Below are 22,915 nucleotides of genomic sequence, written 5' to 3' on the forward strand. Positions count from 1 at the left end.
CATAGCAGCTAGCTTCAATGTTCTGCTGTAAGCCCATTAGCCATAACTAAAAAATTTACATCTTGGGAAAAAGTGATTGGCAATGATGAATAAATATTTAAACACCAAAAAAGTGCTCTCTGCTTCAAATACAGCAGAGTATCGGGTTCTGCTTTCGCTGCTATTGACGGCCATCTTTGCAATAGCACCTGTTAGCATGCTATTCGGCTTTACTACTTACAAAGCAGACTGGAGCATTGTCGAAATTTTTCTCGTAAGCCTACTAAGCTTTTCTGGGAGCGGGCAGTTTGCCGCTCTACCTCTCTCTGAGTCTGGGGCCAGTTTTTTAACTATTGCTTTCGTTACCACTATGATCAATAGCCGATATTTTGCAATTTCGCTTTCATGCTCAAAAAAATTACCAAAAAACAAGCTGCTTAAGGTTGTTGCGTCCCATGCACTCGGCGACGAAGCGTACGCTATTGAGCAGGGACATAACCAAAGAGCCATGCTGATAATTCGCTTCACCATTTTCTTGTCCTGGATACTCTTTGGGGTAGCAGGCGGCATTATAGCTGGGCTGTTTCCCAACCTTTTACCTGACGACATCAATGCCAGTATTCCTGCGAGCTTGGTGCTTCTTTTTCTTGCCATCTCGTATCTTCAAAACCGACCTTATAAAAGTGGTTTGATAACTGTTCCAAAGGCAACGTTAGGCTTTTTAATAAGCGGGCTTTTCTATTACACCCTTGGTGGCATCTACTTTTGGATCCCCTCCATCATTCTATTATCCACTATCTCCTATCTACTGAATAGAAAATATTGAGGAACAAATATGGCAGATAATTTTTTGGTGATTTTGGCTCTTCTACTTACAAGTGTCATGGTAAGAGTTCTGCCCTCTTTGTTCACGATTAACTTCGGCGCAAAAGCCCAGTATCTAATTGAGGAAATATTGCCTACTTCTATTTTTATTTGTTTCATCACTTACATCGTGATACCAGAGATGGCTAACGGGCTTAACCTATCTATTTTTTCTTTTATTGCAGTAGGCATATTGGCAGTTATATTAAAAAGTGGACTATTCCTAACAACAGTCGTCGCCACCACTCTATATTACGTATTGAGATGAATAGCCCGCAATACGAGAGCGCTTCAAGGACAGGCTATATAAACTGTCAAAATTGGCTCACTAGCTTTACTTATTCATATATTCCGTTGCATGATAACCCTGCAGTCAGACAGAAGCCGATAACTTACCGCCTATGCTAAATTCTTTTAATACACAGATAGAAAGATTTGAAGCCTTTTTTTCTGGCGTTGCTTTCGAGCCCCATCGGCACGATACGTATGCTGTAGGTAGAACCCTTGCAGGGGTTCATTGCTTCAATTACCGAGGTGAAAAAAGAACTAGCTTACCTGGCAATACCATTGTGATTCATCCTGATGAACTCCACGACGGTGAGGCTGGAACGAATGACGGCTTCCACTACCGCATCATGTATATTGAACCCTTTGCTCTTCAAGCGGTGCTTGGTGGCCGCACCTTACCCTACATAAAGGGTGGCGTTAGCACAGACCCTCGGCTTTATGCCGCCACAGAATTTCTTATGAATGACCTCCAAACTGCTCATGAGCAGCTTGAAGGGGAAGATATCGTCTTCGAACTAGCCAATGTTCTCTCTGCTGTTGCCGGTCACAAAAGAGGTAGGGTGGCATACGACTATAACGCTGCAGAAAAGGCTAGAGAATATATCCACGATTCATTGGATTCTCATATCACACTTGATGATTTAGCGTTGGTGAGCGGCCGTGAAAAGTGGAGTTTATCAAGAGATTTCAGGGCATTATATGGAACAAGCCCATACCGTTACTTGACCATGCGGCGTCTTGCGTTCGTAAAACGCTATTTGACCCATGGTTATTCGTTGTCGTACGCCTCAGTTTCAGCTGGTTTCAATGACCAGAGCCATATGACAAATCACTTCAAGAAAGCCTTCGGTCTTACTCCCACTCAGTGGTTATCTAGGTTTAAACAAAACTGTAGGGGTAGTGGCTCATAATCACACTGCAACCCCAAAACTTTCCCCACCATGAAATAAAAACCCGCTCTCGCCAACAGCTTTCACTGTTTGACGAGGGCGGGCTTTGTGATGCTTAGAAGAGTATTAGCTAAGCGCTTCCAGGGACTGCTCGATAATGCTGAGCCCTTCTTCCAACACCGCGGAAGAGACGGTTAGCGGCACCAGAATGCGGATGCTGTTGCCGTAGAAGCCGCAGGAGAGAAGGATCAGGCCTTTCTCGCGGGCTTTGGCACAGAGCGCACCGGTTAGCGCTGTATCGGGTTTTCCTTCGCTATCGAGCAATTCGAACGCTGCCATGGCGCCTAGCTGGCGGCCGTGGGCAACGGCGGGGAATCGCTCTTCCCAAACAGCAAAACGCTCCGCGAGCATCTTGCCCATCTGCTCGCTGCGCTCAAGAATATTTTCCTCTTCGATCACCTCGATCACCGCCAGCGCTGCCGCGCAGGAGAGCGGATTGCCGCTGTAGGTGCCGCCTAGCGAGTTGGGGCCGGAGGCGTCCATTACCTTGGCGGTACCCACAACAGCCGACAGCGGCATGCCGTTAGCGAGGCTTTTGGCGGTGGTGAGAATATCCGCTTCGATGTCGCTATGTTCGAGGGCAAATAGCTTGCCGGTGCGGGCGAAGCCGGACTGCACTTCATCGGCGATCAGTAGAATGCCGTGCTCGTCGCACAGCGCGCGCAGCGCTTTAAGGTAATCCGGTGACGCAATATAGAAGCCGCCTTCACCTTGAACCGGCTCAATCACGATGGCCGCTGTACGGTGCGGGGCGATATCGGTTTTGAACAGCGTGCGAATGGCATCCAAAGACGCTTCTTCGCTGATGCCGTGCAGCGGATTCGGGAATGGGGCGCGGAACACGTCGCCCGGCATCGGGCCGAAGTCGTTCTTGTACGGTAGCACCTTGCCGGTCATGGCCAGGGTCATCATGGTGCGTCCGTGGAAAGCGCCGTCGAAGGTAATAATGCCGGTGCGGCCAGTGGCAGCGCGGGCAATCTTCACGGCGTTTTCCAGCGCTTCGGCACCGGTGTTGACCAGCATCGCTTTGCGCTCAGGGCCGCGCACCGGGCTTAGTTCGCAAAGCTTTTGGCACAGCTGCACATAGGGCGCGTAGGAAATGACCGCGGCGCTGGTGTGCATAACTTTCTTGAGCTGCGCTTCAACGGCGGCGACGATTTTCGGGTGGCGGTGGCCCAAGTTCAGCACACCAATACCGCCCGCGAAGTCGATCCAGCGGTTGCCGTCGGCATCCCACAGCTCAGCATTTTCAGCGCGCTCGGCAAACTGGGTTGTCGGCGTGGCAGCACCGTTAGCCACGTAGCGGTTTTTCAGGTCGTTCAATTCTTGGTTAGTCATCATAGCTTTCCTTATAAACCGCCAACGCAGACATATTTAAGTTCAGTAAATTCATCAAGACCGTGGTGGGAGCCTTCGCGACCCAACCCGGACTCTTTAACGCCGCCAAACGGCGCCAACTCGGTGGAGATCAACCCTTCATTCACACCGACCATGCCGTACTCCAGCTGCTCCATGGTGCGCCAGATGCGGCGGTAATCCGTAGCGTAGAAGTAAGCCGCCAGGCCAAAGGGTGTATCGTTGGCCATGGCAATGGCTTCTTCATCGCGCTGGAAGCGAAACACCGGCGCGACCGGGCCGAAGGTCTCTTCGTCGGCCACGGCCATCTTGGTGGTCACATCCGCCAGCACCGTGGGAGTGAAGAAGCGCTCGCCTGCGGCGTGAGGCTTACCACCGCAGAGCAGCCGAGCACCCTGGTTCACTGCGTCGTCCACATGGCGCTGCACTTTATCGACCGCTGCTTGGTTAATCAGCGGGCCGATAATGCTGCCATCCGCCAGGCCATCGCCAACCTTCAGTGCGTTCACTCGCTCGGTGAGCTTGCTGACAAACGTATCGTAAATGCCGTCCTGCACCAGGAAGCGATTGGTGCATACGCAGGTTTGCCCAGCGTTGCGGAATTTGGAGGCGATTGCGCCATCAACAGCGGCATCTACATCGGCGTCGTCAAACACGATAAACGGCGCGTTGCCCCCCAGCTCCATGGCGGCCTTCTTCACTGTACTGGCGCACTGGGCAAGCAAGTGCTTACCCACCGGGGTGGAGCCGGTAAACGAGACTTTGCGCACCCGTGAATCCGTGGTGAGCACCTCACCCACCGCTGCCGGTTTTGAGGCAGTAATCACGTTAATGGTGCCTGCAGGCAGGCCCGCTTCCAGCGCCAGGTAAGCGGCGGCAAGCGCGGTGAGCGGCGTGGCTTCGGCGGGCTTGATCACCACGGTGCAGCCCGCCGCCAGGGCCGGGGCGCACTTGCGGGTAATCATCGCCAGCGGGAAGTTCCATGGGGTAATTGCCGCCACCACACCTACCGGCTCGCGCAGAACCAATAAGCGTTTGTCCGCGCCATGACTTGGTAGGGTTTCTCCTGCCATACGCTTGGCTTCTTCGGCGAAGAACTCGATAAACGACGCACCGTAGGTGACTTCGCCTTTGGCTTCCGTCAGCGGCTTGCCCTGCTCCAGGGTCATCAGACGGGCCAGGTCGTCGGCGTGTTCGTTAATAAGCTCAAACCAGCGCCGTAGCAGTGCCGAGCGCTGCTTGACCGGCGTGGCCCGCCAGGCAGCGCCAGCGTTGTAGGCGGCGGCCACGGCGTCACGGGTATCATCGGCGCCCATATCCGCCACCCGGGCAATGGTTTCACCGGTGGCGGGGTTATCCACCGCAAAGGTTTGTTGACCTGTACGCCACTCGCCACCCACCAGGGCTGGAACCGCATCGTGCAACCACTGTTCGATAAAGCTCATAAGTTGCTCCTAAAAAGCTTAAGTCCAGAAATCTCGTAGGACGGCTTACAGATCCACTTGCATATGGCGATCGCTGTAGTCACGCCCGTAGGTGCGCAGCGCATGCACGTAAAGCACGATGCCCAGCACCGCCCAGCCAGCAAAGATAGTCCACTCCGCGACGCTCAGTGCCGCCGGGCTACCGGGCAGGTAGAGGCACGCCATACCGAAAGAAAGAATGATAGCGAGGGTGCCGCACAGCTTGCCGTTACTTACCTTGAATGGGCGGGGCATATCCGGCTCGCGCACCCGTAGCACCACAAAGGAGATCGCCACAAACAGGTAGGCCAATACGATGCCCAAGCCACCCGCATTAACGATCCACACCAATGCTGGGCGGCCAAAGAAGGGCGCCAAACAGGAGAGAAAGCCCATCATAAAGATGGCATTAGTAGGGGTTCTGTAGCGAGGATGCAGCTTGGCAAACGGCGCAGGTAGCATGCCTGCTTTAGCGAGGGCATAGATTGCCCGGGAACCGCCAATATAGAAGGCATTCCAGCTTGTAATAATGCCCGCAATACCCGCCATGACCATTAAGTTGCTGGCCCACGCGGCGTTAAACAGGCTTCCCATGGCGTCCGGCACACTCAGTGAACTGGCCGCCAGTTCAGTGCTGTTGAGCGCCAGGCTGGTCGCCAGAATAATCAGCGCATACCACACCACCGCCAGGATCACCGACATCATCAGTACCTTGCCGATGGCTTTGTAGGGCAGGTTGATCTCTTCCGCCGCCTGGGGAATAACGTCAAAGCCCACAAACAGGAACGGCACCATCACCAGCACCGCCACTATGCCTGCGAACACGCCGCTATCGGCTTGAGTGAACAGCGGCATCATATTGATGGTTTCGCCTTCAAACAGCGAACCGGTGACAAACATCACCCCCACCAGCAGAATTAACCCGGTAACCACTTTTTGCAGCAACGCCGCGGTGGTCACGCCGAAGTAGTTGATGATCATCATGACCAGCGAACCGCCGACGCCTACCGCGACCCAGGTGGCTTTCACTTCCCAACCGGCAATCGTCCAGAGGTGGCCAACGGCGTAGTTGGGTGCCAGGTGTTCGATCACCGTGGGCAGGGCGACGGCTTCAAAGGCCACTACGCTTAAGTAGCCCAAAATAATCGCCCAAGTGCACAAAAAAGAGGGCAAATGACCTAAAGCGCGGTAGCTGTAAACATGCTCGCCACCCACTTTGGGCATCGCAGCGGCAAGCTCTGCATAGGTGAGCCCGACCAAGACAATCGCTAAGCCGCCGATAATAAAGGCTATAATGGCGCCCAGGCTGCCAGCGGATTGAATCGCGGTACCGGTAAGCACAATCCAGCCCCAGCCGATCATCGCGCCGAAGGCCAGCGCTAATACATCGCCACGGGCGAGTACCCGGACGAGCCCTTCCTGTTGTGATGAGGATGTGGTCATTTGAAATTGTCCTGCGAGTTATTGGATGTTGTCGTAGGCGCTCAGGGGCGCAGTATCCTGATCCTGTTTTAACAGCCTCTCTTTGAATAGGCATGTTTTTAACGGTTTCGCCAAACAGGATGGCCACACGCTAGCAGGCGGGAGAGAAAACGCGAACGCACCACTTTTGCGTTCGACTAGACCACTTTTCATGCGCACCGAAAGGGTGCACTATTTTCATACGGCTTTCGTCTAAGTGCCCGCCGTTAGCGGGTTAAGCGGGATTAAGGGGAGTCCAGATGGATCGAAAGGAGGTCGTGCACCAACTTGTACAGCTTTATGCACTCCAACCGGAACGGTTGAGTAAGCAGGTGCGTATTGAGCAAGCATTGCGACAAGCCATTACCCAGCAGTGGCCTGCCGGGCTGCGTCTGCCCTCCCATCGCCAGTTGGCAGATGCCCTTGGCGTTGCCCGCCAAACCCTGGCGCTGGCGATCCATACGCTACTCGAGGAGGCACTGCTTAAAACCGCCCACGGCCAAGGCACCTGGACCTGCCGCCCCGTTACGCCAAGCCCTCTTCTGCATGGCAATGCACAGCTCTCATCACGCGCCCAGCGGGTGTTGGATGGCCCAGGCGCTAGCATGATCCAAAGCGGCGCCTTCGTGCCCGGCATTCCCGATATCGCCCAGTTCCCGATGCGTAAATGGCGGCAGCTCTACGCCAGCGTGACGGTGCCGCAAAACGCCCTGCTGCTCTCCTACTCCACCGGTGGCTACGGCCCATTAAAGCGCGCGATACGCGATTTTCTGGCGCGCTGGCGCAATATTAGTTGCGACACGGAACAGATCATCATCACTGACGGTACCCATAACGGCATTGAGCTATGCGCCGTGGCACTGGCTGATGTGGGCGACACTGTTGCCATGGAGTCGCCCTGCTACTGGGGAGCGCGCAACGTCTTTACCGCCGCAGGTTTGGAAATCGAACCGGTGGCGTGGCTGCCAGGTCAGGGGCACATGCTTCCGCCTGCTCCTGGCCCGGTCAAGCTGGCCTACTTGACCGGCTCGCACCATTACCCGCTCAGCGTGCCTACCAGTGCGGTGGATAAACAGCGCTTATGCGATGCCCTAGCGCCCGCGTATATTGTCGAAGATGATTACGAGTTTAACCGCGACGACCACTCCAATCTGCTCTTTGAACCGCACTCGGAGCGCCACTTGCTGGTGGGCTCGTTTTCCAAGATGATGTTTCCAGGACTGCGCTTAGGCTATTTAGTGGTACCGCGTCATTTAGCGGGGCCAATGAACCGCCTGCGCAGTGAACTGTTCCGCGAAGGACGCATGCTGGATCAGGCCGTACTGGCACAATTTATTTTTGATGGTGATTTGGATGCCTGGTGTCGGCGCATTCAGCGCGACTATCTAGGGCGCCAACAGGTGCTGCATGATCAACTACGTTCGCTGCCGCAGGTGCGCAGCGTTTCGCCACCGAGCAGTGCTATTAGCCTTTGCGTCGAGTTTGAGCCGAGCGTTAACGATGTGGGAATCGCTCAGTCACTGCTGAAAGAGCATTTAATCGTGCGTCCATTAAGCCCAGTGTGTGCACCAACCGATCCGCGCGTCGGCTTAGTAATGGGCGTCGGCATGCTATCAGGGGAAACGCTGGTGCGTGAAGCACAGCGCCTGCGTCGCAGCCTGGAAGCACTGCTGCGCTAGGCGTTATTAATAGCGCACAGGTAAGGAAGGAAGTGTTTCTCAACACCTTATCCACAAGCTTTGAACGATTTATACACAAGGACTTTTATGCGTCACCCTGTTGATAATTTCATCGTCGCCTCTTCGGCTGCTTTCGCTAGGCTTCGCCTCTGGGCATCACTAAGTCTTATGCTCCTGCTCTCGGGCTGCGCCACCTTTGCGCCCAACCCGCCTCAGGATCAAAGCAATATCTGCGAGATCTTCCGCGAGCAGCCCAGTTGGTACGACTACGCCCAGGAATCAGAGGAGAAGTGGGGCACACCGATCGCCACCCAGATGGCGTTTATTCAGCAGGAGTCTTCGTTTCGTAGCCATATCCGCCCGGATCGCAAGTACTATCTAGGCTTTATCCCCGGCCCCCGGCCCTCTTCTGCCAAAGGCTACGCCCAGGCCCAAGACCCCGTTTGGGGGGAGTATGAGGATCAAGCGGGCAGCCTGTTTGCCCGGCGTACTCATATGAAACACGCCACGGACTTTATTGGCTGGTACAACCGTCGTTCCCAGCAGCAGGCGGGCATATCGCTCAGCAATCCCGAGCACCTCTACTACGCCTATCACGAAGGCGCGGGGGGCTACCAGCGGGGTTCTTACCGCGGCAAACCACAGGTATTGAGTGCGGGGAGACAAGTAGCTGCTCGCGCTAACCGTTACCAAGCCCAGCTCAATGCTTGCGAAGCGGAGTTTCAATGCCGCAAGTTTTACCAGATCTGGCCATTCTGTCGTAGTTAAGGAAGCTGACGATGTCTCTATGGATGGGTGCGGCCCTGGTTAGCGTGGTGTTTTTTACCTCGATGCTCTCCGGGGTGTTTGGTATGGCGGGCGGATTGGTACTGCTATGGTTTCTGCTGCTGATCTTTCCCGCGGGCACGGCGATGGCGGTGCACGGCGTTATACAGCTCACCGCGAATGGGTCGCGAGCATGGCTATCGCGACGCTATATTGTCTGGCCTATTGTCGCTTTTATGACGCTGGGTGTACTAAGCGCCGCGGGCCTGCTTCTGCTGTTCAACTACAGCCCCAATGCCGCCAGCGTCTCACTTTTGATTGGCCTAATGCCGATTTTGGTTTGGCTGCCCAAGCGCTGGTTTCACCTGGATGCCAACCGTGCCAGCCACGCGCTGTGCTGCGGCATCGCCTCTGGCGGTTTGACGATTGCCGCAGGGGTTTCCGGGCCGCTAATCGATATATTCTTTGTGCGCTCACGCATGGATCGCCGCCAAGTCGTGGCGACAAAAGCGATGATTCAGGTAGTGGCTCACAGCATTAAAATCATCTTCTATCTCGGCGCCGCCATGGCGCTTAGTACCGGCGAATGGGGCATTGTGCTACTAGCGGCGCCGTTTGCAATCTTTGGCACCCACACCGGCAACCGCATTTTACACCGTCTCACCGATGCCAACTTCCGCACCTGGACGCGCTGGATCGTGACCGGTATTGGGGTCTTCTACTTTTTTCAGGGGATCTTCCTACTCACTCGCTAGCATTGAGGCAGCGCCCAAGCGATTTGCACGACATCATTACTGCGACAATTGCCGCACAATACAAACCAGTCATATCAGAACGCCTTACCTGGCGTAGCACAGCTAATTATTTTGCAGGGAACATCGCCAATGTTTCTGAAACGGTGCGGAGTGCTTGTCTTGAAATAGTATGATTCACCTGGCCCTAAGCGCCTCGTATTACTTCCAACAATGATTTCAATCTCACCTTCCACGACAACACCAGCCTCTTCACCATAGTGAGTAATCATGGCTTGCCCAGTATCAGCACCCGGTAAGTATCGCTCAACCATAAAAGCCAAGGCACGGTTAGGACGATTTGCCCCGACAAGCTTGAAGGAAATATCACCAGAGGCAATATCAACCAAATCATCCGCCGAATAGAACACCTGCTCCTGACTATCCAGATCCATCGTAAAAAAATCACCGACGCTCATAGAGAAGGCGTTTAGGATTTTCTTCAGGGAACTGACGGATGGGCTAACTTTTCCTTGCTCTATTAGCGAAAGACTTGAGTGGGTAACCCCACACAACTTTGCTAGTTCACGTTGTGAAATCCCTCGCTGCTTGCGCAAGGAGCGCAAGCTCGCACCCACGTCATCCGACATGCTTTTTTTCACTCCCTATCAATAAGTAAATTACGTTGTTGGTCTATTGACGGGCACATAATAGCGCAAAAAAAACCCCACGGCTGTGGGGCAAAAACTTAATTAAATGATCGCTTTCTACAAAAGATAATTCGCTTAGTCGGTGTGCATCGTCGTGGTCAGCTCAAGTACTTCGAGCATCAGCCAATCCCACGACCACTTCAGCCTCTTGCGGCTCGTCTTCGTAAGCAATTCGGAAGCCGGTAAAGCCGTAAAGAATGGCAAATAACGGACTAAGCAGCGCTAGAAACGCATAAGGCGCGTAACTGAAAGCACTGACGCCCAGCGTGGCAAACATAAAGGCACCACAGGTATTCCAAGGCACCAGAGGCGACGTCATGGTGCCAGCATCTTCTACCGTGCGAGACAGGTTTTTCAGTTTCAGCGAGCGACGCTTGTACTCGCTGGCATACATGCGGGCAGGAAGAATAATACTTAGATACTGATCGCAACCCACTACGTTAGCGGCCATCGATGTCGCCACTGTAGTAGCAATCAGGCTGCCAGTGGTCTTGGCCAGTTTGAGCAGACTTTCCACGATGGTACGAAAGAACCCCGCCGACTCAAGAATCCCGCCAAAGCTCATCGCGATAATGATCAGCGAAACAGTCCACATCATGGCGCTAACACCGCCGTTGGTCAGCAGGTCGTCCACCGTGGCGTTTCCAGTGTCTACCGCGTAGCCTTCCACAAAAATAGTAAAGCTATCACCTAGAGGTACGCCCTGAACCACAATCGCGCAAACAATACCCATCAGCGAACCAACAGAAAGGGCAGGAATGGCCGGCACCTTCTTGACCATCATCACGATAACTGCCGCAGGCACCAGCAGCAGCCAGGGACTGATCATAAACAGTTCATCTAGACTCTGCTGCAACTCGGCTACTTGTGCCGCACCATCACCTGAAGGCGTCATGTTCAGGCCAATAATGGTGTAAAGCACTAGCGCCACCGCGAGCGCCGGAACCGTGGTGTAGAGCATATAGCGAATGTGTTCAAACAGGTCGACACCGACGACCCCTGGCGCCATGTTGGTCGTTTCGGAAAGCGGAGAAATCTTGTCGCCAAAATAAACCCCAGAGATCACGGCGCCGGCTACCATCGCAGGGTTAAGGCCGAGCCCTTCACCGACGCCCATCAAGGCGATACCAATAGTGCCGGCCGCCGTCCAGGCGTTACCGCCAGCCAACGATACCAAGCAGCAGATCAGGCACGCCGCCACCAGAAAGTAGTCTGGTGCCAGAATGCTCAGGCCATAATAGATCATGGTGGGCACAATCCCACCGGCAATCCAGTAGCCAATAATGGTGCCGATAATGATGAGAATCACAATCGCCTGAGTGGTCAGGCCAATAGAGCGCATGATGCCCGCTTCGAGATGCTTCCAGCGACTACCCGTCGCCACGGCCACACAGGTCGCCACAATGGTGCTCAAAAAGAGTGGTAAATGCGGGTCAGTTTCGAAATAGCCGATAAAGACGCCCAATGACGCCGCCATAAACACAACGGGTATCATGGTCGCTTTCAAACTTGGGCGGGGTGTTTCCTGGTCTTCCTTAGCAGTGTGGTCAGTCGACATAATGTTCTCACTTAATGTTTGATTATTGGTCGTCGTATTTCCGTTAGGAAATCATTGCAGTGATGGCGACTCCGATCATTGTTATGCTTGTTTTTATTGGTTTTTCAGGCACAAGCCCCCCCCGGCGAGGGGCACGGCATTTGCCGTGACACCTAGCGCTGTTGAATCGAATCAATAAAGGGTGAAGTGCCCAGGCGAAGTTCGTTACGAACTTCGATGGTTCAAACGCTTAGCGACATCCACACCGTCTTCACTTCGCAGTATTTCTCCTGCGCATGAAGCGATTTATCGCGCCCATTGCCCGACTGCTTCACGCCGCCGAAAGGCACTGTCTGATCGATACCCGCCCAGTTATTCACATATACCTGGCCGGATTGCAGACGCCGCGAGACGCGCATAATGCGGTCAATATCCTGGCTCCAAACGCCGGCAGCGAGGCCAAAGTCACTATCATTGGCCAGTGCAATCGCTTGCTCTTCGCTGTCGAAACCGAACACGCTCAGTACTGGGCCAAAGATCTCTTCGCGGCCAATGCGCATATCGGGAGTCACATCATCGAAGACCGTCGGCACCAGGAAATATCCCTTGGAATCGCTGGCTTCGCCCCCCAACTTCAAAGTGGCACCTTCATTTTCGCCGTGGCGAATATACTCAAGTACCCGTTGGTACTGCGCTTCATCGACCATGGCGCCCATAAAGCTGTCCGGGTCGAGTGGGTCTCCTGGCTGCATGTGCTCAGCAGCTTTCACCACGCGGGCCACAAAATCCTGGCGAATACTGTTTTCCACCAACAGGCGCGAACCGGCAATACAGACTTCACCTTGGTTGTGGAAAATAGCTTCTGCAGCGCTTTGGGCGACGGCATCTAGATGCTGACAGTCGGCAAAAACGATGTTTGGACTTTTGCCACCACACTCTAGAAACACGCGTTTCAGGTTGGATTGTCCGGCGTACTGCATGAGCTGTTTACCCACAGCCGTGGAGCCGGTAAACGCCAGACAATCTACCTGCATGGAGAGCGCCAGGGCTTTGCCCACCGTATGGCCGTAACCGGGTAAAACCTGAAATACGCCGTCAGGAATACCGGCTTCCTGGGCAAGATGCGCCAAGCGCAGCGCCGACAACGGCGACTTTTCCGACGGTTTAAGAATCACGCTGTTGCCCGCGGCCAGTGCCGGGGCAATCTTCCAGGAGGTCATCATCAGTGGAAAATTCCATGGCACAATCGCCGCCACAACACCCATGGGTTCACGCAGCACCAACCCGAGCGCACGATCTCCCGTGGGGGCCACTTCGCCATAGAGCTTGTCGATACATTCCGCCTGATAGCGTAAGCAAGCCACCGTGCCCGCCAAGTCGCCCAGCGAGCTGGAAATCGGCTTACCCATATCGAGCGTATCGAGTAACGCCAACTCATCGCGGTGCGTCTCTACCAAATCCGCGAGGCGCAGCAGCACGCGCTTGCGTTTACTCGGGTGGCAACGTGACCAGACACCGCTATCAAAGGTTGCACGGGCCGCTTGCGTTGCACGCTCAGCATCAGGCTCATCGCAGCTGGCCACTTCCGCAAGCACGCTTCCGGTAGCAGGGTTGATGCTGGTCAGTGTGCTGCCATCGGCGGCGGCCACAAACTCACCATTGATAAAAGCGCGCGTTTCAAAGCTCAGTGACGCTGCTTTTGCTTGCCAGTCGGCTAGGGTTTTCGTGTTATGTGCCGCCATTATGCACTCTCCATGGGGTGTGTTATCGCCAGCTTTGCGGCTGTTTTGTCCAGTGCCAAACGCGCTCTGCTCACTAGTTCATCAATTTCACTGTGCGTGATGATGAGCGGCGGGGATATCACCATGGTGTCGCCCACTGAGCGCATCACTAGCCCGCTTTCGAAACAAAAATCACGGCACAGATTGCCTACGGAAAGGGATTTATCGAAACGCTTGCCGGTGTTCTTGTCAGCCACCAGCTCAAGCGCACCGATCAATCCTAACGAACGCGCCTCCCCCACCAACGGATGTTGCGCCAGTTCCTGCCAACGTTTCGCCAGATAAGGGCCCAGGTCATTGCGAACGTTGTCGATCACCTGCTCACTTTCCATCAGTTCGAGGTTTTTAAGCGCCACAGCCGCACAGACCGGGTGGCCGGAGTAAGTAAAGCCGTGGAAGAACTCACCGCCCTCTTCTATCAATGTATCGGCCACGCGATCTCCCACCAGCACCGCGCCAATGGGCAGATAGCCCGACGACAACCCCTTGGCAATCGGCATCAAGTCTGGCGTTAACCCATAGTGAGTACTGCCAAACCACTCGCCTAAACGCCCGAAGCCGCAAATGACTTCGTCGGCAATCAGCAAAATATCGTACTTAGCCAGCACCTCTTTCACCGCAGGCCAATAGCTGTCCGGCGGAATGATCGCACCGCCTGCACCTTGCACAGGTTCAGCAATAAAGGCGGCTACCTTGTCTTCACCCAACGCTTGGATTTGCGCTTCCAGCGCTTGCGCGCACTGCTTGCCAAAGGCCTCCTGACTCATGTCGCGGCCCTCACCAAACCAGTAAGGCTGACCAATATGGGTAATCCCAGGCACACAAGGGCCGCCTTGATCGTGCATCGGCGCCATGCCGCCAAGGCTCATGCCTGCAACGGTAGAGCCGTGATAACCATTGTCGCGCGAGATGATCCACTGCTTTTCCGGCTTGCCTTTGATCGCCCAATAGCGTCGCACCATGCGTAGCACGGTATCGTTGGCTTCGGAGCCGGATCCTGTGAAGAACACACGGTTAATATGCTCGGGTGCCAGCTCACTTAGCTTGGCGGCCAGCTTCACTGCCGGGGGGTGGGAGGTTTTGAAGAAGTTGTTGTAGTACGGCAATTGCTGCAACTGCTCGGAGGCGGCATCAACCAGCTCCTGACGACCATATCCGAGATTGACGCACCAAAGACCCGCCATACCATCCAGAATACGATTGCCCTGGCTATCGTAAATGTATACCCCTTCGGCGTGAGTGATGATGCGGCTACCCTCTTCGCCAAGGGATTTAAAGTCGGTGAAGGGATGAAGGTGGTGCTGGCGATCCAACGCCTGGTAATCCTGGGTCTGCATAGATCAGCTCCTGTTCAGTGGTTGCAATAAGCGTTCAGCCAGCAGCCCGCTGGGTACGATGCTGACGGCAGGCCGTCGCAAACCCCTGGAACAGGGCGTCATAGAAAGGATGTTCTTTAGGGCGCCACTCCGGATGCCACTGAACAGCCAGTGCAAACGCGGCGGCGCCGCGCACGGAGACCGCTTCGACTAACCCATCAGGTGCCCAGGCTTCTGCTTCCAGCCCCGACGCAAGCTGATCAATCCCCTGCTGGTGCAGTGAATTCACCTCAGCATGCTCGCCGCGATAGAGCGCCGCCAGGGCACCATTAGCGCGAATTTTTACCGTATGGGAGGGTGCATAATGGCCCGCCATGTCGTCAGCGGGCGGCTCACGATGATCGAGCATGCCTGGTAGCGTTTGTACGGCTTGGTGAAGCGTGCCCCCCAGGGCGACGTTCATTTCCTGAAAGCCTCGACAAATGCCAAATAAAGGCAACGCCTGACGTAACGCCTCATGCACCCAGCAAAGCGCCGCTTCATCGCGCCGTGCGTCATCCCGGGTATTCTCTGGGGCGCGCTCGGCACCATAGCGATTAGGAGCGACGTTGGTGTAACTGCCGGTTAGCATCAAGCCATCCAGGCTGCCCAACAGAGCGATGGCCTGCTCGGCACGCTGATCAGGCGTTAACATATCGGCGGCTAACACAGGAAGAATCACCGGCGTGACGTCGTAGTGGTAGAGCGCCTGTAGGAATTTATCGGTCACTATCTGAGCTGGATGACCTTCCACCTCTCGGCAGCAGGCGATAACCCCCACTAGGGGGCGCGAAGAATGCGTTGCTTGCATAGTCAAACCACTTTGTCGGTTGTTATGTTTTATTCAACACTCAACTCAACATAGCGTGACTCGTTTTATTTTCCAAGCGCAAAATGCTATTTTTGCCAAAAAACACTTCAAGCAATTGAAAAACAATGAATTAAAAAATAACCCCCTCATGGAGGGTAAATTTTTATACGCTTTTTGTTATTAAATAATTGACAGAAACGATCGACACCGCAAGGATACTGTTAGCAGAAACACAACTAACACGGCATAAAAATAAGGTACAACGTATGTCCTCTGCCAATGACACAGACGCTCAAAACGTAGCTTCGGACTTTCTCGACCGGCACCCAGACATCACCACTATTGATCTGTTGATCAGCGACCTTAACGGTGTCATCCGAGGGAAGCGTATTCCTTGCGACAACCTCGCCAAAGTGTTTGAAAAAGGCATTTATCTGCCGGCTTCAGTATTTGCGTTGGACATCAATGGCAACACCGTGGAAGAGACCGGGCTTGGGCTTTCCAGCGGTGACGGTGACCGCGTATGTCGCGCCATTCCCGGCACACTCAACCCGGTCACCTGGATGGATAACAACCAGTATGGCCAGCTATTGATGACCATGGAGGAAATGGATGGCTCGCCGTTTTTTGCCGATCCTCGCCAAATACTGCGGCGTATTCTCGAGCAGTTCTCCGACCGTGGCTTAACCCCCGTCGTCGCCCTTGAACTAGAGTTTTATCTGGTCGATCGTTTACGCGACGAAGGAAACTTGATTCAGCCACCTCAATCCCCTTCCAGCGGCGAGCGGGCTACTCAAAGCCAGCTTTATTCGATGCTGGAGCTAGACGAGTACGCTGAATTTATCAATGACTTGCAGTGTGCCGCCCAGGCGCAGGGGTTGCCGTTGGATACGGTATTGAAAGAGTGCGCACCAGGTCAGTTTGAAGCCAACCTGATTCATACGGATGATGCGTTAAGTGCCTGCGACCACTCGGTGCTGCTCAAGCGACTGATCAAGGGCGTTGCCTTAAAGCATGGCTTTGAGGCTACCTTTATGGCCAAGCCTTACGGTCTAGAAGCCGGTAGCGGCACCCATGTTCACGTCAGTCTGGTAGATAGCAACGGGCATAATATCTTTGCCGAAAACGGCGACGACCCGCTGGAGAGCACAGCACTGCAACACGCTGTAGGAGGGCTGTTGGAACTGATGCCAGACTCCATGGCACTGTTGGCTCCCAATCTCAATTCTTTCCGCCGTTTTCAGGAAGGGCTCTATGTGCCCATGGCACCTACCTGGGGTTACGACAACCGCTCCGTGGCAATACGCGTTCCCGCTGGCCCAAAAGAAGCCCGACGAATAGAGCATCGTGTAGCGGGTGCCGACGTAAATCCCTACCTTTTACTGGCCACCGTGCTGGCATCCATCCACCATGGCCTAAACCAGCAGATTGCACCTACCGAACCCATCATCGGCAACGCCTATGAGCAAATTGCACCTCAGTTAACTAACAGCTGGGCTCATGCGCTGCACTTGCTGGGCAACAGCAGCGTACTCGCTGAACAACTTGGCGAAGACTTCATTAACGTATTCATTGCCAACCGCCAAGCAGAGCGCGCCGACACCATGCGTGAAGTCAGCGCCATGGAGTACGATTGGTACCTGCGCCACGTATGAGTGGTTAGATCGTTGATAGAACAGGTTGATAAAAAAGAGAGGGGCGCTGCTCGCCGCCTCTCTCTTTACTTATGCCTGTCTTACCCTGCTATCCCGTCCTTCTATTAGCTTTTTATGCCGTATTCTCCGTGAGCATCCGTGGCAAATAAAAACGGGCTGACGAACGTATTCGCCAGCCCGTTTTCAAGCAAACATCAAACTAATCAGCACTAGACTGCCAGCCGGTCACGCATTGCGTAGAACCACGCACCCATTGCGGAAAGCGGCACACGTAACAGCCGCCCACCGGGCATGGGTAGGTGGGAAATCTGCGCAAAGGCTTCAAAACGCGCTTCTTCACCACTAATCGTTTCTGCCACTAACTTGCCAGCCAGATGGGAGCACGTTACCCCATGGCCAGAGTACCCCTGCGCGTAGTAAACGTTGCTATTAATGCGGCCAAATTGCGGTAGGCGGTTGAGCGTCAGCAAAAAGTTACCACTCCAGGCGTAATCGACACGAACATCGCCAAGCTCAGGGAAGGTCGTCAGCATTTTCGGCCGAATAGCTGCCTCGATACTGGTAGACGCTTGCCCGCCATAGTTCACGCCCCCGCCATACAGCAACCGGTTATCGGCAGTCAGGCGATAGTAGTCCAAGAGGTAATTACAATCCTCGACCGCTTTATCGTTAGGCAGTAATCGTGCGGCCAACTCTGCAGACAGCGGCTCAGTGGTAATGATCTGGGTGCCGCAAGGCATCGCTTTGCTTTCCAGCTTGGGTAGCAACCCTTGCAAATAGGCATTGCCAGCCATGACCACCCGCTGAGCGGTCACTCGGCCCTTGGGGGTATGCAGTATTACCGGTTCGCCGTGTTCCACGTTTGTCACGGGGGAATGTTCAAAAATCTTTCCACCCAACGACTCCAGCGCCGCCGCCTGCCCCAGCACCAGATTGAGGGGATGCAAATGCCCACCAGAGTGATCCACCAAGGCGCCCACATAGCGTTCGCTGCCTATCTCTCGCTTGACCTCTTCGCCTTCCAGCAGCTCAAGCTCCTGATGACCATAGCGTTCCCATAAGCTTTTTTGATCCTTTAAGCCTTCCCACTGTTTCTTATTACAGGCGGCAAAAAGGTTGCCCTCTTTTAGGTCGCAGTTGATCTGATACTTTTCAATGCGCTGACGGATAATTTGGTTACCCTCGAATGCCATAGCCCCCAGCGCTCGGGCGGTTTCAGCGCCGTTCTGTTTTTCGATAACATCCATATCACGGCTATAGCTATTAACGATCTGCCCACCATTGCGACCGGAAGCTCCGAAGCCTATCGCCACACTTTCCAGCACCACCACTCGGTGACCGCGTTCCGCCAAATGCAGCGCTGCTGAGATACCCGTAAACCCAGCCCCTACGACACAGACATCACACTCCACATCCCTCTCCAATGTGGGCCTGTGTGATGTGGAGTTTGACGATGCCGCATAGTAGGAAGCCACATGACCAGAAGAAGCTTGAGGTTGCATTTACCACCTTCCTTTTGTTGATTATTTTAACCAATCTGATCATATAGATCGCTGCCATAATGCGCAAGCATCAGCATATAAAGGGACTGTAGAGGAAAAACACTTTTTTCCCCTTCAAAAAATGTTATTAAAATAGCAACACTAACTCATAAAAAAGGCACGACCATTACACTGAAAAAAGTTACCTCTCGTTTTTATATACCGCCCCTTATATACAGCCCCTCATATGCAGCCCTTAGGAAGGCGAGCTTTCAAGCTAACCGGTTGCGCCGTTTTCTACTTTTCGCAGGAGACTTTCCTGCTCACCCGCTAGCGTTGAGGGAGATAAAAGCGAGCTTAAAGCAGGTGCCTATACTGACCTTACCTATTAATGGAGGTCGCTATGGATTACCACCACTACCGCACAGCCCTTGCGGAAACGCTCGCCCAAAGTGAGCTGCCTTTTCCCGCTGCCGAATACCAGGTGCGCCTGGATAAGGTGCGCAATGCCATGGCAGAGCATGGATTAGATGCGCTGCTGCTAACCGACCCCGCCGATATCAATTACCTCACCGGCTACCACACTTTTGAAGTCTCGGTGCACGCTTGCCTAGTCTGCACCCAAGCGCGGCTAGTGCTACAAGTCGCCTCAATTGAAACCGGTGCGGCAGTAGTTACCGCTCGGGTCGATGAGATCATCGGTTACCGCTGGGAAAACTTGGATGAAATCATCACGCCACTGGCAGACCTGCTTTCCCCTTGCTCGAAAATTGGTATTGATGGCTGGAGCAGCGGGCTACGCTTTGGCGTCATTGATGCGCTGATGCAGACTATCGGCCGTGAGCGTTTTAGCGAAGCAGGCACAGTGGTCGATGCGATTAGGATCGTAAAAAGCCCCGCCGAGCTTGAAATGCTGCAAGAGAGCGCACGAATCACCGCTCTCGGGTTAGAGACCGCGATACAGAGTATTCGCCCCGGCATGACCGACAACGATATTGCCGCCGTGGGCGCCAAAGCGCTGCTCGAAAACGGCAGCGAGTTTATGAGCCTCCAGCCAATTGTGACTAGCGGGCACCGAATTGGGGTGATTCACGTCAACCATAAGCGGCGTGTCATACAGCCTAACGAGCCGGTTTTCCTAGAGTTCGGCGCCGCCTATCAACGCTATACGGCACCCATGATGCGCACTGCCGTGACGGGTGCTCCAAACCCGGCTCTCTCCGCCACTCGGGATCTTTGCCGCTCACTGTTTGAAGCGCTCTGCGACGCCATGCGTCCAGGCAATACCTTTGATGCCGCGGCCCAGGCGGCTGATGCCCTACTCGCCCCCCAGCGTGACCAGTATTTTTTCTCCGGTGTCTTTGGCTATGCCGTGGGCGCTCAGTTTCCGCCTAGCTGGGTGGAGGGCACCGGCTTTATCGCCAAAGGGCAGGCCCGTACTTTTGAAACCAACATGGTGTTTCACCTGCCGCTCTGCCTACGTGTGCCCGGCCAGTGGGGCGTTGGAATAAGCGACACCGTGGTGGTTACTGAAAACGGAGCCCAACCGCTGACCAATAACGACTGGCAGCTGTTTGAGGCGGGCTCATAAACCACTGCGCCTTATAGCCATAGCATTGACAGGTCGATGGAGTAGCGCTATCGTCAACCAAGATGCAAATGAGAAACACTCTCTTTATTTCATAGAGTAGATGGTCGGGTCTATGCCCACATTATGCCCACAGGAAGCCACCAGCGTGAGGGAGCAGTGGAATGACTAGCGAGCAGCGGCAACTTCGCCAAACGGTCATATTTTTGCGCACTTCTTTTGAAGCGGTGCAGCATTCTATTGCCGGCCGCCTGGAAGACCCGCTGCCCTGCTGGATGGATACCAGCATGCTTTCCATGCTGTCTCGGGAGCTCACTCGCTGCTGCCAACAGTCCAAGCCGCTGTTTGCCCCAGCCGTCACCGAACAGCTCTATATCGCCTCGCAACAGTGCGAGCTGCTACTCAAACAGTGCCCAGGGGTGCTCAGCAGCGCGATCTGCTATCGCCAGTTAGGTGCCATTATGTTGCCGCTTTCAAGCGCACTGCAGCAGATCGACACTCCCGCCAAACGGCGTTGGCCTTGGGCGAAGTGGAATTGAACGAGCATTGGAGAGGCCAGAAGAAGTATCTATTGGCGCTTGTCAGCATGCCCCCGGTGTCAAGATAGCAGTCAATAGAGAAGCTCTAGACCTTGGAAGTGATAAGGGCGGTGTTTATTGATGCGTATTCTTGGTGGCAAGCACTTGCTTACCCAGATCGGTTAATCGATATTTTTGGGTTGGACTACGCGGAGAGTCAGGTTGCGTCATTTCAATCAATGTCAGTGCCAATGCCGGTTGTAAATAATTTTGTAAAAACGTGGGGCGATGCGTGAGTGATAACGCCTCAAGAAGTGCTTTAGTGCTCATTGGCTCTTCAAGCAGAGCTTGCAATAACCGCATTACTTGTTCGGTTACTTGTTCGGTTACTTGTTCGGTTACTCGCTTGGTTGCTACAGGGGCTATGTCCTCATCAACCGAAAATCCCTCGTGAACGGGTAAGCGAATTAAAAAGTAACTGCGTTCATCGTCGGTTTCGAACACTGGCTCTGGAGAACCGTTCGCCTTCATCACCCGAAGAATTTTTGGCACGCCCGTTGAACGGCCTTCGGTTAAATCCAGCTCTTTTAAAAACTCGCCGATACGCCGGTTGCGGTAGCGGCGGCTGACTGCTTTACCTGCTTGCAGGTCTTGCAAGCGAATAGATAGATCTGGCCCTGGAAAGCTGAGCACGACAAGCTCCTGGCCATCAATACGGATTTCAATGGGCTCACGAATTTCATAAGAGCGGTGATACACCGCATTCACCACCGCTTCTTCAATGGCGACCAGCGGAAAATTCCAGAAACGCTCGGCCTCAGGACGATCAGCGTGTTTGGTTACACCCTCTTTTAAATAGTTGCGGTTAATGTAGTCCAATGCCGTACGGGTTATACGTCCCAGCGGGCCCTTGAATACCTTCTCTTCAAAATGGTCACCACCCGCACCGTCTGGAAAATACACCACATCTATCTGAGTGGCTGGGAAAAACTGCTCAGGATGCTCATTAAAAAACAGCAGCCCCACATTTTTGGGAAAGGCCATCTCACTTGGCCCACCGATCACATTCATTCGGCGGCCCAAGGTTTCAATATCCAGCTCTCGGGCTTCAGCCGCTAATTCGCTGCCGATATCGTGCAGAAAATCACGCATCAGGTAGGGTGAAAGGTCGCTTAAATCCGCCGTTTGGCGATAGCGATCATCAAAGGGTACGGTTGCCGCCAAACTTAGCAGCTCGCGCTCATCCCGCCCCGATGCTTTCACCGTGCTGGTATGTTTGCGCAGGTAATAGGCCCAATCACTCTTCTTGCTCAAGCTGGTTTTAGCTTTATAGGGGCGTGTTTCACCTCCCGGAGCCCATAGCACCAAAATTGTTTTGCCCTGGATCTCATAAGTCGCGGTTAACGGGTGATAGTGCGGCGCAATCGCTGAGTGCCCAAGATTTAACAGCTCTTTTTGAATAGCATCGATTTGATCCGGTAATAAACCGGCAGGCGGTAGCTGCGGTTGGCCATTCTTTTCAGCAACACCCACCAGCACATAACCACCACCCAAATTGTGAAAGTCATTAGCGAAGGCACACAAGGTATGCAGGATGGACTCAGGGTTCCAACCTTCCTTGTATTCAATGCGTTCGTTTTCCACCGTGCGGTGATGGAGCAAGTCATCAATGTTGATGGGGAGTTTAGGTGTCATGCCGCCTACTCAAGCGTTTGGTTAACGTCATACAGCACGTGTAAGGCCTTATAACGTTTAAGTTAACCTCATGATGTAGAACGGTGCATGCAAATGCAATTATGGCGCGAGCGGCATCAGCTTTATTCAAGCCAATAAGTATTTTTCTATGTTTAATGCCCCCACCTGATTTTACAGGAGGGGTTTTGCATTAAGGGATAGGCACACAGGGTAACGGTCTGAAAATAGGATGGTTGGCGCTAACTAGT

General features: G+C 53.9%; 19 protein-coding genes. 9 read left to right on the forward strand and 10 right to left on the reverse strand.

Annotated elements, in window-relative coordinates:
• The first annotated feature begins 82 nt into the window (after positions 1 to 82).
• From LMS44_RS20035 to LMS44_RS20045, 3 genes are all read left to right on the forward strand, one after another.
• Positions 83 to 805, forward strand: a complete 723-nt coding sequence (locus LMS44_RS20035; RefSeq protein WP_498947306.1) for an AzlC family ABC transporter permease — start codon at positions 83 to 85, stop codon at positions 803 to 805.
• Positions 806 to 814: 9 nt separating this feature from the next.
• Positions 815 to 1,111: a hypothetical protein gene (locus tag LMS44_RS20040; protein WP_414119813.1), complete on the forward strand. Its 297-nt coding sequence runs from the start codon at positions 815 to 817 to the stop codon at positions 1,109 to 1,111.
• A 133-nt stretch (positions 1,112 to 1,244) separates the two neighbouring features.
• Positions 1,245 to 2,042 carry a helix-turn-helix domain-containing protein gene (locus LMS44_RS20045; protein WP_009285928.1) on the forward strand — a complete coding sequence of 266 codons (798 nt, stop codon included), beginning with the start codon at positions 1,245 to 1,247 and terminating at the stop codon, positions 2,040 to 2,042.
• A gap of 105 nt (positions 2,043 to 2,147) precedes the next feature.
• Here LMS44_RS20045 and gabT read toward each other — a convergent pair whose 3' ends face one another.
• From gabT to LMS44_RS20060, 3 genes are read right to left on the reverse strand one after another with little or no spacing between them, the layout of a single operon-like run.
• Positions 2,148 to 3,419: a 4-aminobutyrate--2-oxoglutarate transaminase gene (gene gabT, locus LMS44_RS20050; protein WP_039857345.1), complete on the reverse strand. Its 1,272-nt coding sequence runs from the start codon at positions 3,417 to 3,419 to the stop codon at positions 2,148 to 2,150.
• 11 nt (positions 3,420 to 3,430) lie between these two features.
• Positions 3,431 to 4,882, reverse strand: coding sequence for an NAD-dependent succinate-semialdehyde dehydrogenase (locus LMS44_RS20055; protein WP_027957076.1), 1,452 nt, complete (start codon positions 4,880 to 4,882; stop codon positions 3,431 to 3,433).
• A gap of 45 nt (positions 4,883 to 4,927) precedes the next feature.
• Complete coding sequence (locus LMS44_RS20060) at positions 4,928 to 6,343, reverse strand: APC family permease (RefSeq protein WP_190374523.1); 1,416 nt, start codon at positions 6,341 to 6,343, stop codon at positions 4,928 to 4,930.
• Positions 6,344 to 6,621: 278 nt separating this feature from the next.
• Between LMS44_RS20060 and LMS44_RS20065 the strand changes: the two genes are divergently transcribed.
• The 3 genes from LMS44_RS20065 to LMS44_RS20075 all read left to right on the forward strand — a co-directional run bounded on the left by LMS44_RS20065 (position 6,622) and on the right by LMS44_RS20075 (position 9,560).
• Entirely contained in the window at positions 6,622 to 8,040 is a 1,419-nt protein-coding gene (locus tag LMS44_RS20065) for an aminotransferase-like domain-containing protein (protein ID WP_498946225.1), read from the forward strand.
• Positions 8,041 to 8,127: 87 nt separating this feature from the next.
• On the forward strand, positions 8,128 to 8,808 hold the full coding sequence (locus LMS44_RS20070) for a transglycosylase SLT domain-containing protein (RefSeq protein WP_498946227.1): 681 nt from the start codon (positions 8,128 to 8,130) through the stop codon (positions 8,806 to 8,808).
• 11 nt (positions 8,809 to 8,819) lie between these two features.
• Complete coding sequence (locus LMS44_RS20075) at positions 8,820 to 9,560, forward strand: sulfite exporter TauE/SafE family protein (protein WP_190374520.1); 741 nt, start codon at positions 8,820 to 8,822, stop codon at positions 9,558 to 9,560.
• Positions 9,561 to 9,634: 74 nt separating this feature from the next.
• On the opposite strand, the gene LMS44_RS20080 is transcribed toward LMS44_RS20075, so the two are convergent.
• The 5 genes from LMS44_RS20080 to LMS44_RS20100 all read right to left on the reverse strand — a co-directional run bounded on the left by LMS44_RS20080 (position 9,635) and on the right by LMS44_RS20100 (position 15,730).
• Positions 9,635 to 10,186: a cupin domain-containing protein gene (locus tag LMS44_RS20080; protein WP_027957081.1), complete on the reverse strand. Its 552-nt coding sequence runs from the start codon at positions 10,184 to 10,186 to the stop codon at positions 9,635 to 9,637.
• 163 nt (positions 10,187 to 10,349) lie between these two features.
• Positions 10,350 to 11,804 (reverse strand): Na+/H+ antiporter NhaC family protein, encoded by a 1,455-nt coding sequence (gene nhaC / locus LMS44_RS20085; protein ID WP_498946230.1) that lies wholly within the window; start codon positions 11,802 to 11,804, stop codon positions 10,350 to 10,352.
• A gap of 221 nt (positions 11,805 to 12,025) precedes the next feature.
• Entirely contained in the window at positions 12,026 to 13,525 is a 1,500-nt protein-coding gene (locus LMS44_RS20090) for an aldehyde dehydrogenase (RefSeq protein ID WP_498946232.1), read from the reverse strand.
• Positions 13,525 to 14,901: an aspartate aminotransferase family protein gene (locus tag LMS44_RS20095; protein ID WP_498946234.1), complete on the reverse strand. Its 1,377-nt coding sequence runs from the start codon at positions 14,899 to 14,901 to the stop codon at positions 13,525 to 13,527. Before LMS44_RS20095 ends, LMS44_RS20090 begins: the two co-directional genes overlap by 1 nt.
• Before the next feature lie 34 nt (positions 14,902 to 14,935).
• Complete coding sequence (locus LMS44_RS20100) at positions 14,936 to 15,730, reverse strand: gamma-glutamyl-gamma-aminobutyrate hydrolase family protein (RefSeq protein ID WP_498946236.1); 795 nt, start codon at positions 15,728 to 15,730, stop codon at positions 14,936 to 14,938.
• A 266-nt stretch (positions 15,731 to 15,996) separates the two neighbouring features.
• Between LMS44_RS20100 and LMS44_RS20105 the strand changes: the two genes are divergently transcribed.
• A complete protein-coding gene (locus LMS44_RS20105) occupies positions 15,997 to 17,385 on the forward strand; it encodes a glutamine synthetase family protein (RefSeq protein WP_498946238.1) in 1,389 nt (462 codons plus the stop codon).
• Positions 17,386 to 17,594: 209 nt separating this feature from the next.
• Here the strand turns inward: LMS44_RS20105 and LMS44_RS20110 are convergent, their stop codons facing one another.
• Positions 17,595 to 18,887: an NAD(P)/FAD-dependent oxidoreductase gene (locus tag LMS44_RS20110; protein WP_498946240.1), complete on the reverse strand. Its 1,293-nt coding sequence runs from the start codon at positions 18,885 to 18,887 to the stop codon at positions 17,595 to 17,597.
• A gap of 382 nt (positions 18,888 to 19,269) precedes the next feature.
• Between LMS44_RS20110 and LMS44_RS20115 the strand changes: the two genes are divergently transcribed.
• Together LMS44_RS20115 and LMS44_RS20120 are read left to right on the forward strand one after the other, a co-directional pair.
• Positions 19,270 to 20,457 carry a M24 family metallopeptidase gene (locus LMS44_RS20115; protein WP_039857351.1) on the forward strand — a complete coding sequence of 396 codons (1,188 nt, stop codon included), beginning with the start codon at positions 19,270 to 19,272 and terminating at the stop codon, positions 20,455 to 20,457.
• A 161-nt stretch (positions 20,458 to 20,618) separates the two neighbouring features.
• A complete protein-coding gene (locus LMS44_RS20120; protein WP_498946242.1) occupies positions 20,619 to 20,993 on the forward strand; it encodes a hypothetical protein in 375 nt (124 codons plus the stop codon).
• A gap of 114 nt (positions 20,994 to 21,107) precedes the next feature.
• On the opposite strand, the gene LMS44_RS20125 is transcribed toward LMS44_RS20120, so the two are convergent.
• Positions 21,108 to 22,667 carry an RNA/DNA-binding domain-containing protein gene (locus tag LMS44_RS20125; RefSeq protein WP_498946244.1) on the reverse strand — a complete coding sequence of 520 codons (1,560 nt, stop codon included), beginning with the start codon at positions 22,665 to 22,667 and terminating at the stop codon, positions 21,108 to 21,110.
• Positions 22,668 to 22,915 lie beyond the last annotated feature (248 nt).

It is taken from the genome of Halomonas profundus (assembly GCF_020865425.1).
In the GTDB taxonomy this organism is placed as follows: domain Bacteria; phylum Pseudomonadota; class Gammaproteobacteria; order Pseudomonadales; family Halomonadaceae; genus Vreelandella; species Vreelandella titanicae.

Coding starts and splice junctions, on each gene's coding strand:
- gabT (WP_039857345.1), bottom strand. CDS start 3,419: ATGACTAACCAAGAATTGAACGACCTGAAAAACCGCTACGTGGCTAAC.
- LMS44_RS20125 (WP_498946244.1), bottom strand. CDS start 22,667: ATGACACCTAAACTCCCCATCAACATTGATGACTTGCTCCATCACCGC.
- LMS44_RS20080 (WP_027957081.1), bottom strand. CDS start 10,186: ATGTCGGATGACGTGGGTGCGAGCTTGCGCTCCTTGCGCAAGCAGCGA.
- LMS44_RS20105 (WP_498946238.1), top strand. CDS start 15,997: ATGTCCTCTGCCAATGACACAGACGCTCAAAACGTAGCTTCGGACTTT.
- LMS44_RS20070 (WP_498946227.1), top strand. CDS start 8,128: ATGCGTCACCCTGTTGATAATTTCATCGTCGCCTCTTCGGCTGCTTTC.
- LMS44_RS20115 (WP_039857351.1), top strand. CDS start 19,270: ATGGATTACCACCACTACCGCACAGCCCTTGCGGAAACGCTCGCCCAA.
- LMS44_RS20040 (WP_414119813.1), top strand. CDS start 815: ATGGCAGATAATTTTTTGGTGATTTTGGCTCTTCTACTTACAAGTGTC.
- LMS44_RS20110 (WP_498946240.1), bottom strand. CDS start 18,887: ATGCAACCTCAAGCTTCTTCTGGTCATGTGGCTTCCTACTATGCGGCA.
- LMS44_RS20120 (WP_498946242.1), top strand. CDS start 20,619: ATGACTAGCGAGCAGCGGCAACTTCGCCAAACGGTCATATTTTTGCGC.
- LMS44_RS20055 (WP_027957076.1), bottom strand. CDS start 4,882: ATGAGCTTTATCGAACAGTGGTTGCACGATGCGGTTCCAGCCCTGGTG.
- LMS44_RS20045 (WP_009285928.1), top strand. CDS start 1,245: ATGCTAAATTCTTTTAATACACAGATAGAAAGATTTGAAGCCTTTTTT.
- LMS44_RS20035 (WP_498947306.1), top strand. CDS start 83: ATGATGAATAAATATTTAAACACCAAAAAAGTGCTCTCTGCTTCAAAT.
- LMS44_RS20065 (WP_498946225.1), top strand. CDS start 6,622: ATGGATCGAAAGGAGGTCGTGCACCAACTTGTACAGCTTTATGCACTC.
- LMS44_RS20090 (WP_498946232.1), bottom strand. CDS start 13,525: ATGGCGGCACATAACACGAAAACCCTAGCCGACTGGCAAGCAAAAGCA.
- LMS44_RS20075 (WP_190374520.1), top strand. CDS start 8,820: ATGTCTCTATGGATGGGTGCGGCCCTGGTTAGCGTGGTGTTTTTTACC.
- LMS44_RS20060 (WP_190374523.1), bottom strand. CDS start 6,343: ATGACCACATCCTCATCACAACAGGAAGGGCTCGTCCGGGTACTCGCC.
- LMS44_RS20100 (WP_498946236.1), bottom strand. CDS start 15,730: ATGCAAGCAACGCATTCTTCGCGCCCCCTAGTGGGGGTTATCGCCTGC.
- nhaC (WP_498946230.1), bottom strand. CDS start 11,804: ATGTCGACTGACCACACTGCTAAGGAAGACCAGGAAACACCCCGCCCA.
- LMS44_RS20095 (WP_498946234.1), bottom strand. CDS start 14,901: ATGCAGACCCAGGATTACCAGGCGTTGGATCGCCAGCACCACCTTCAT.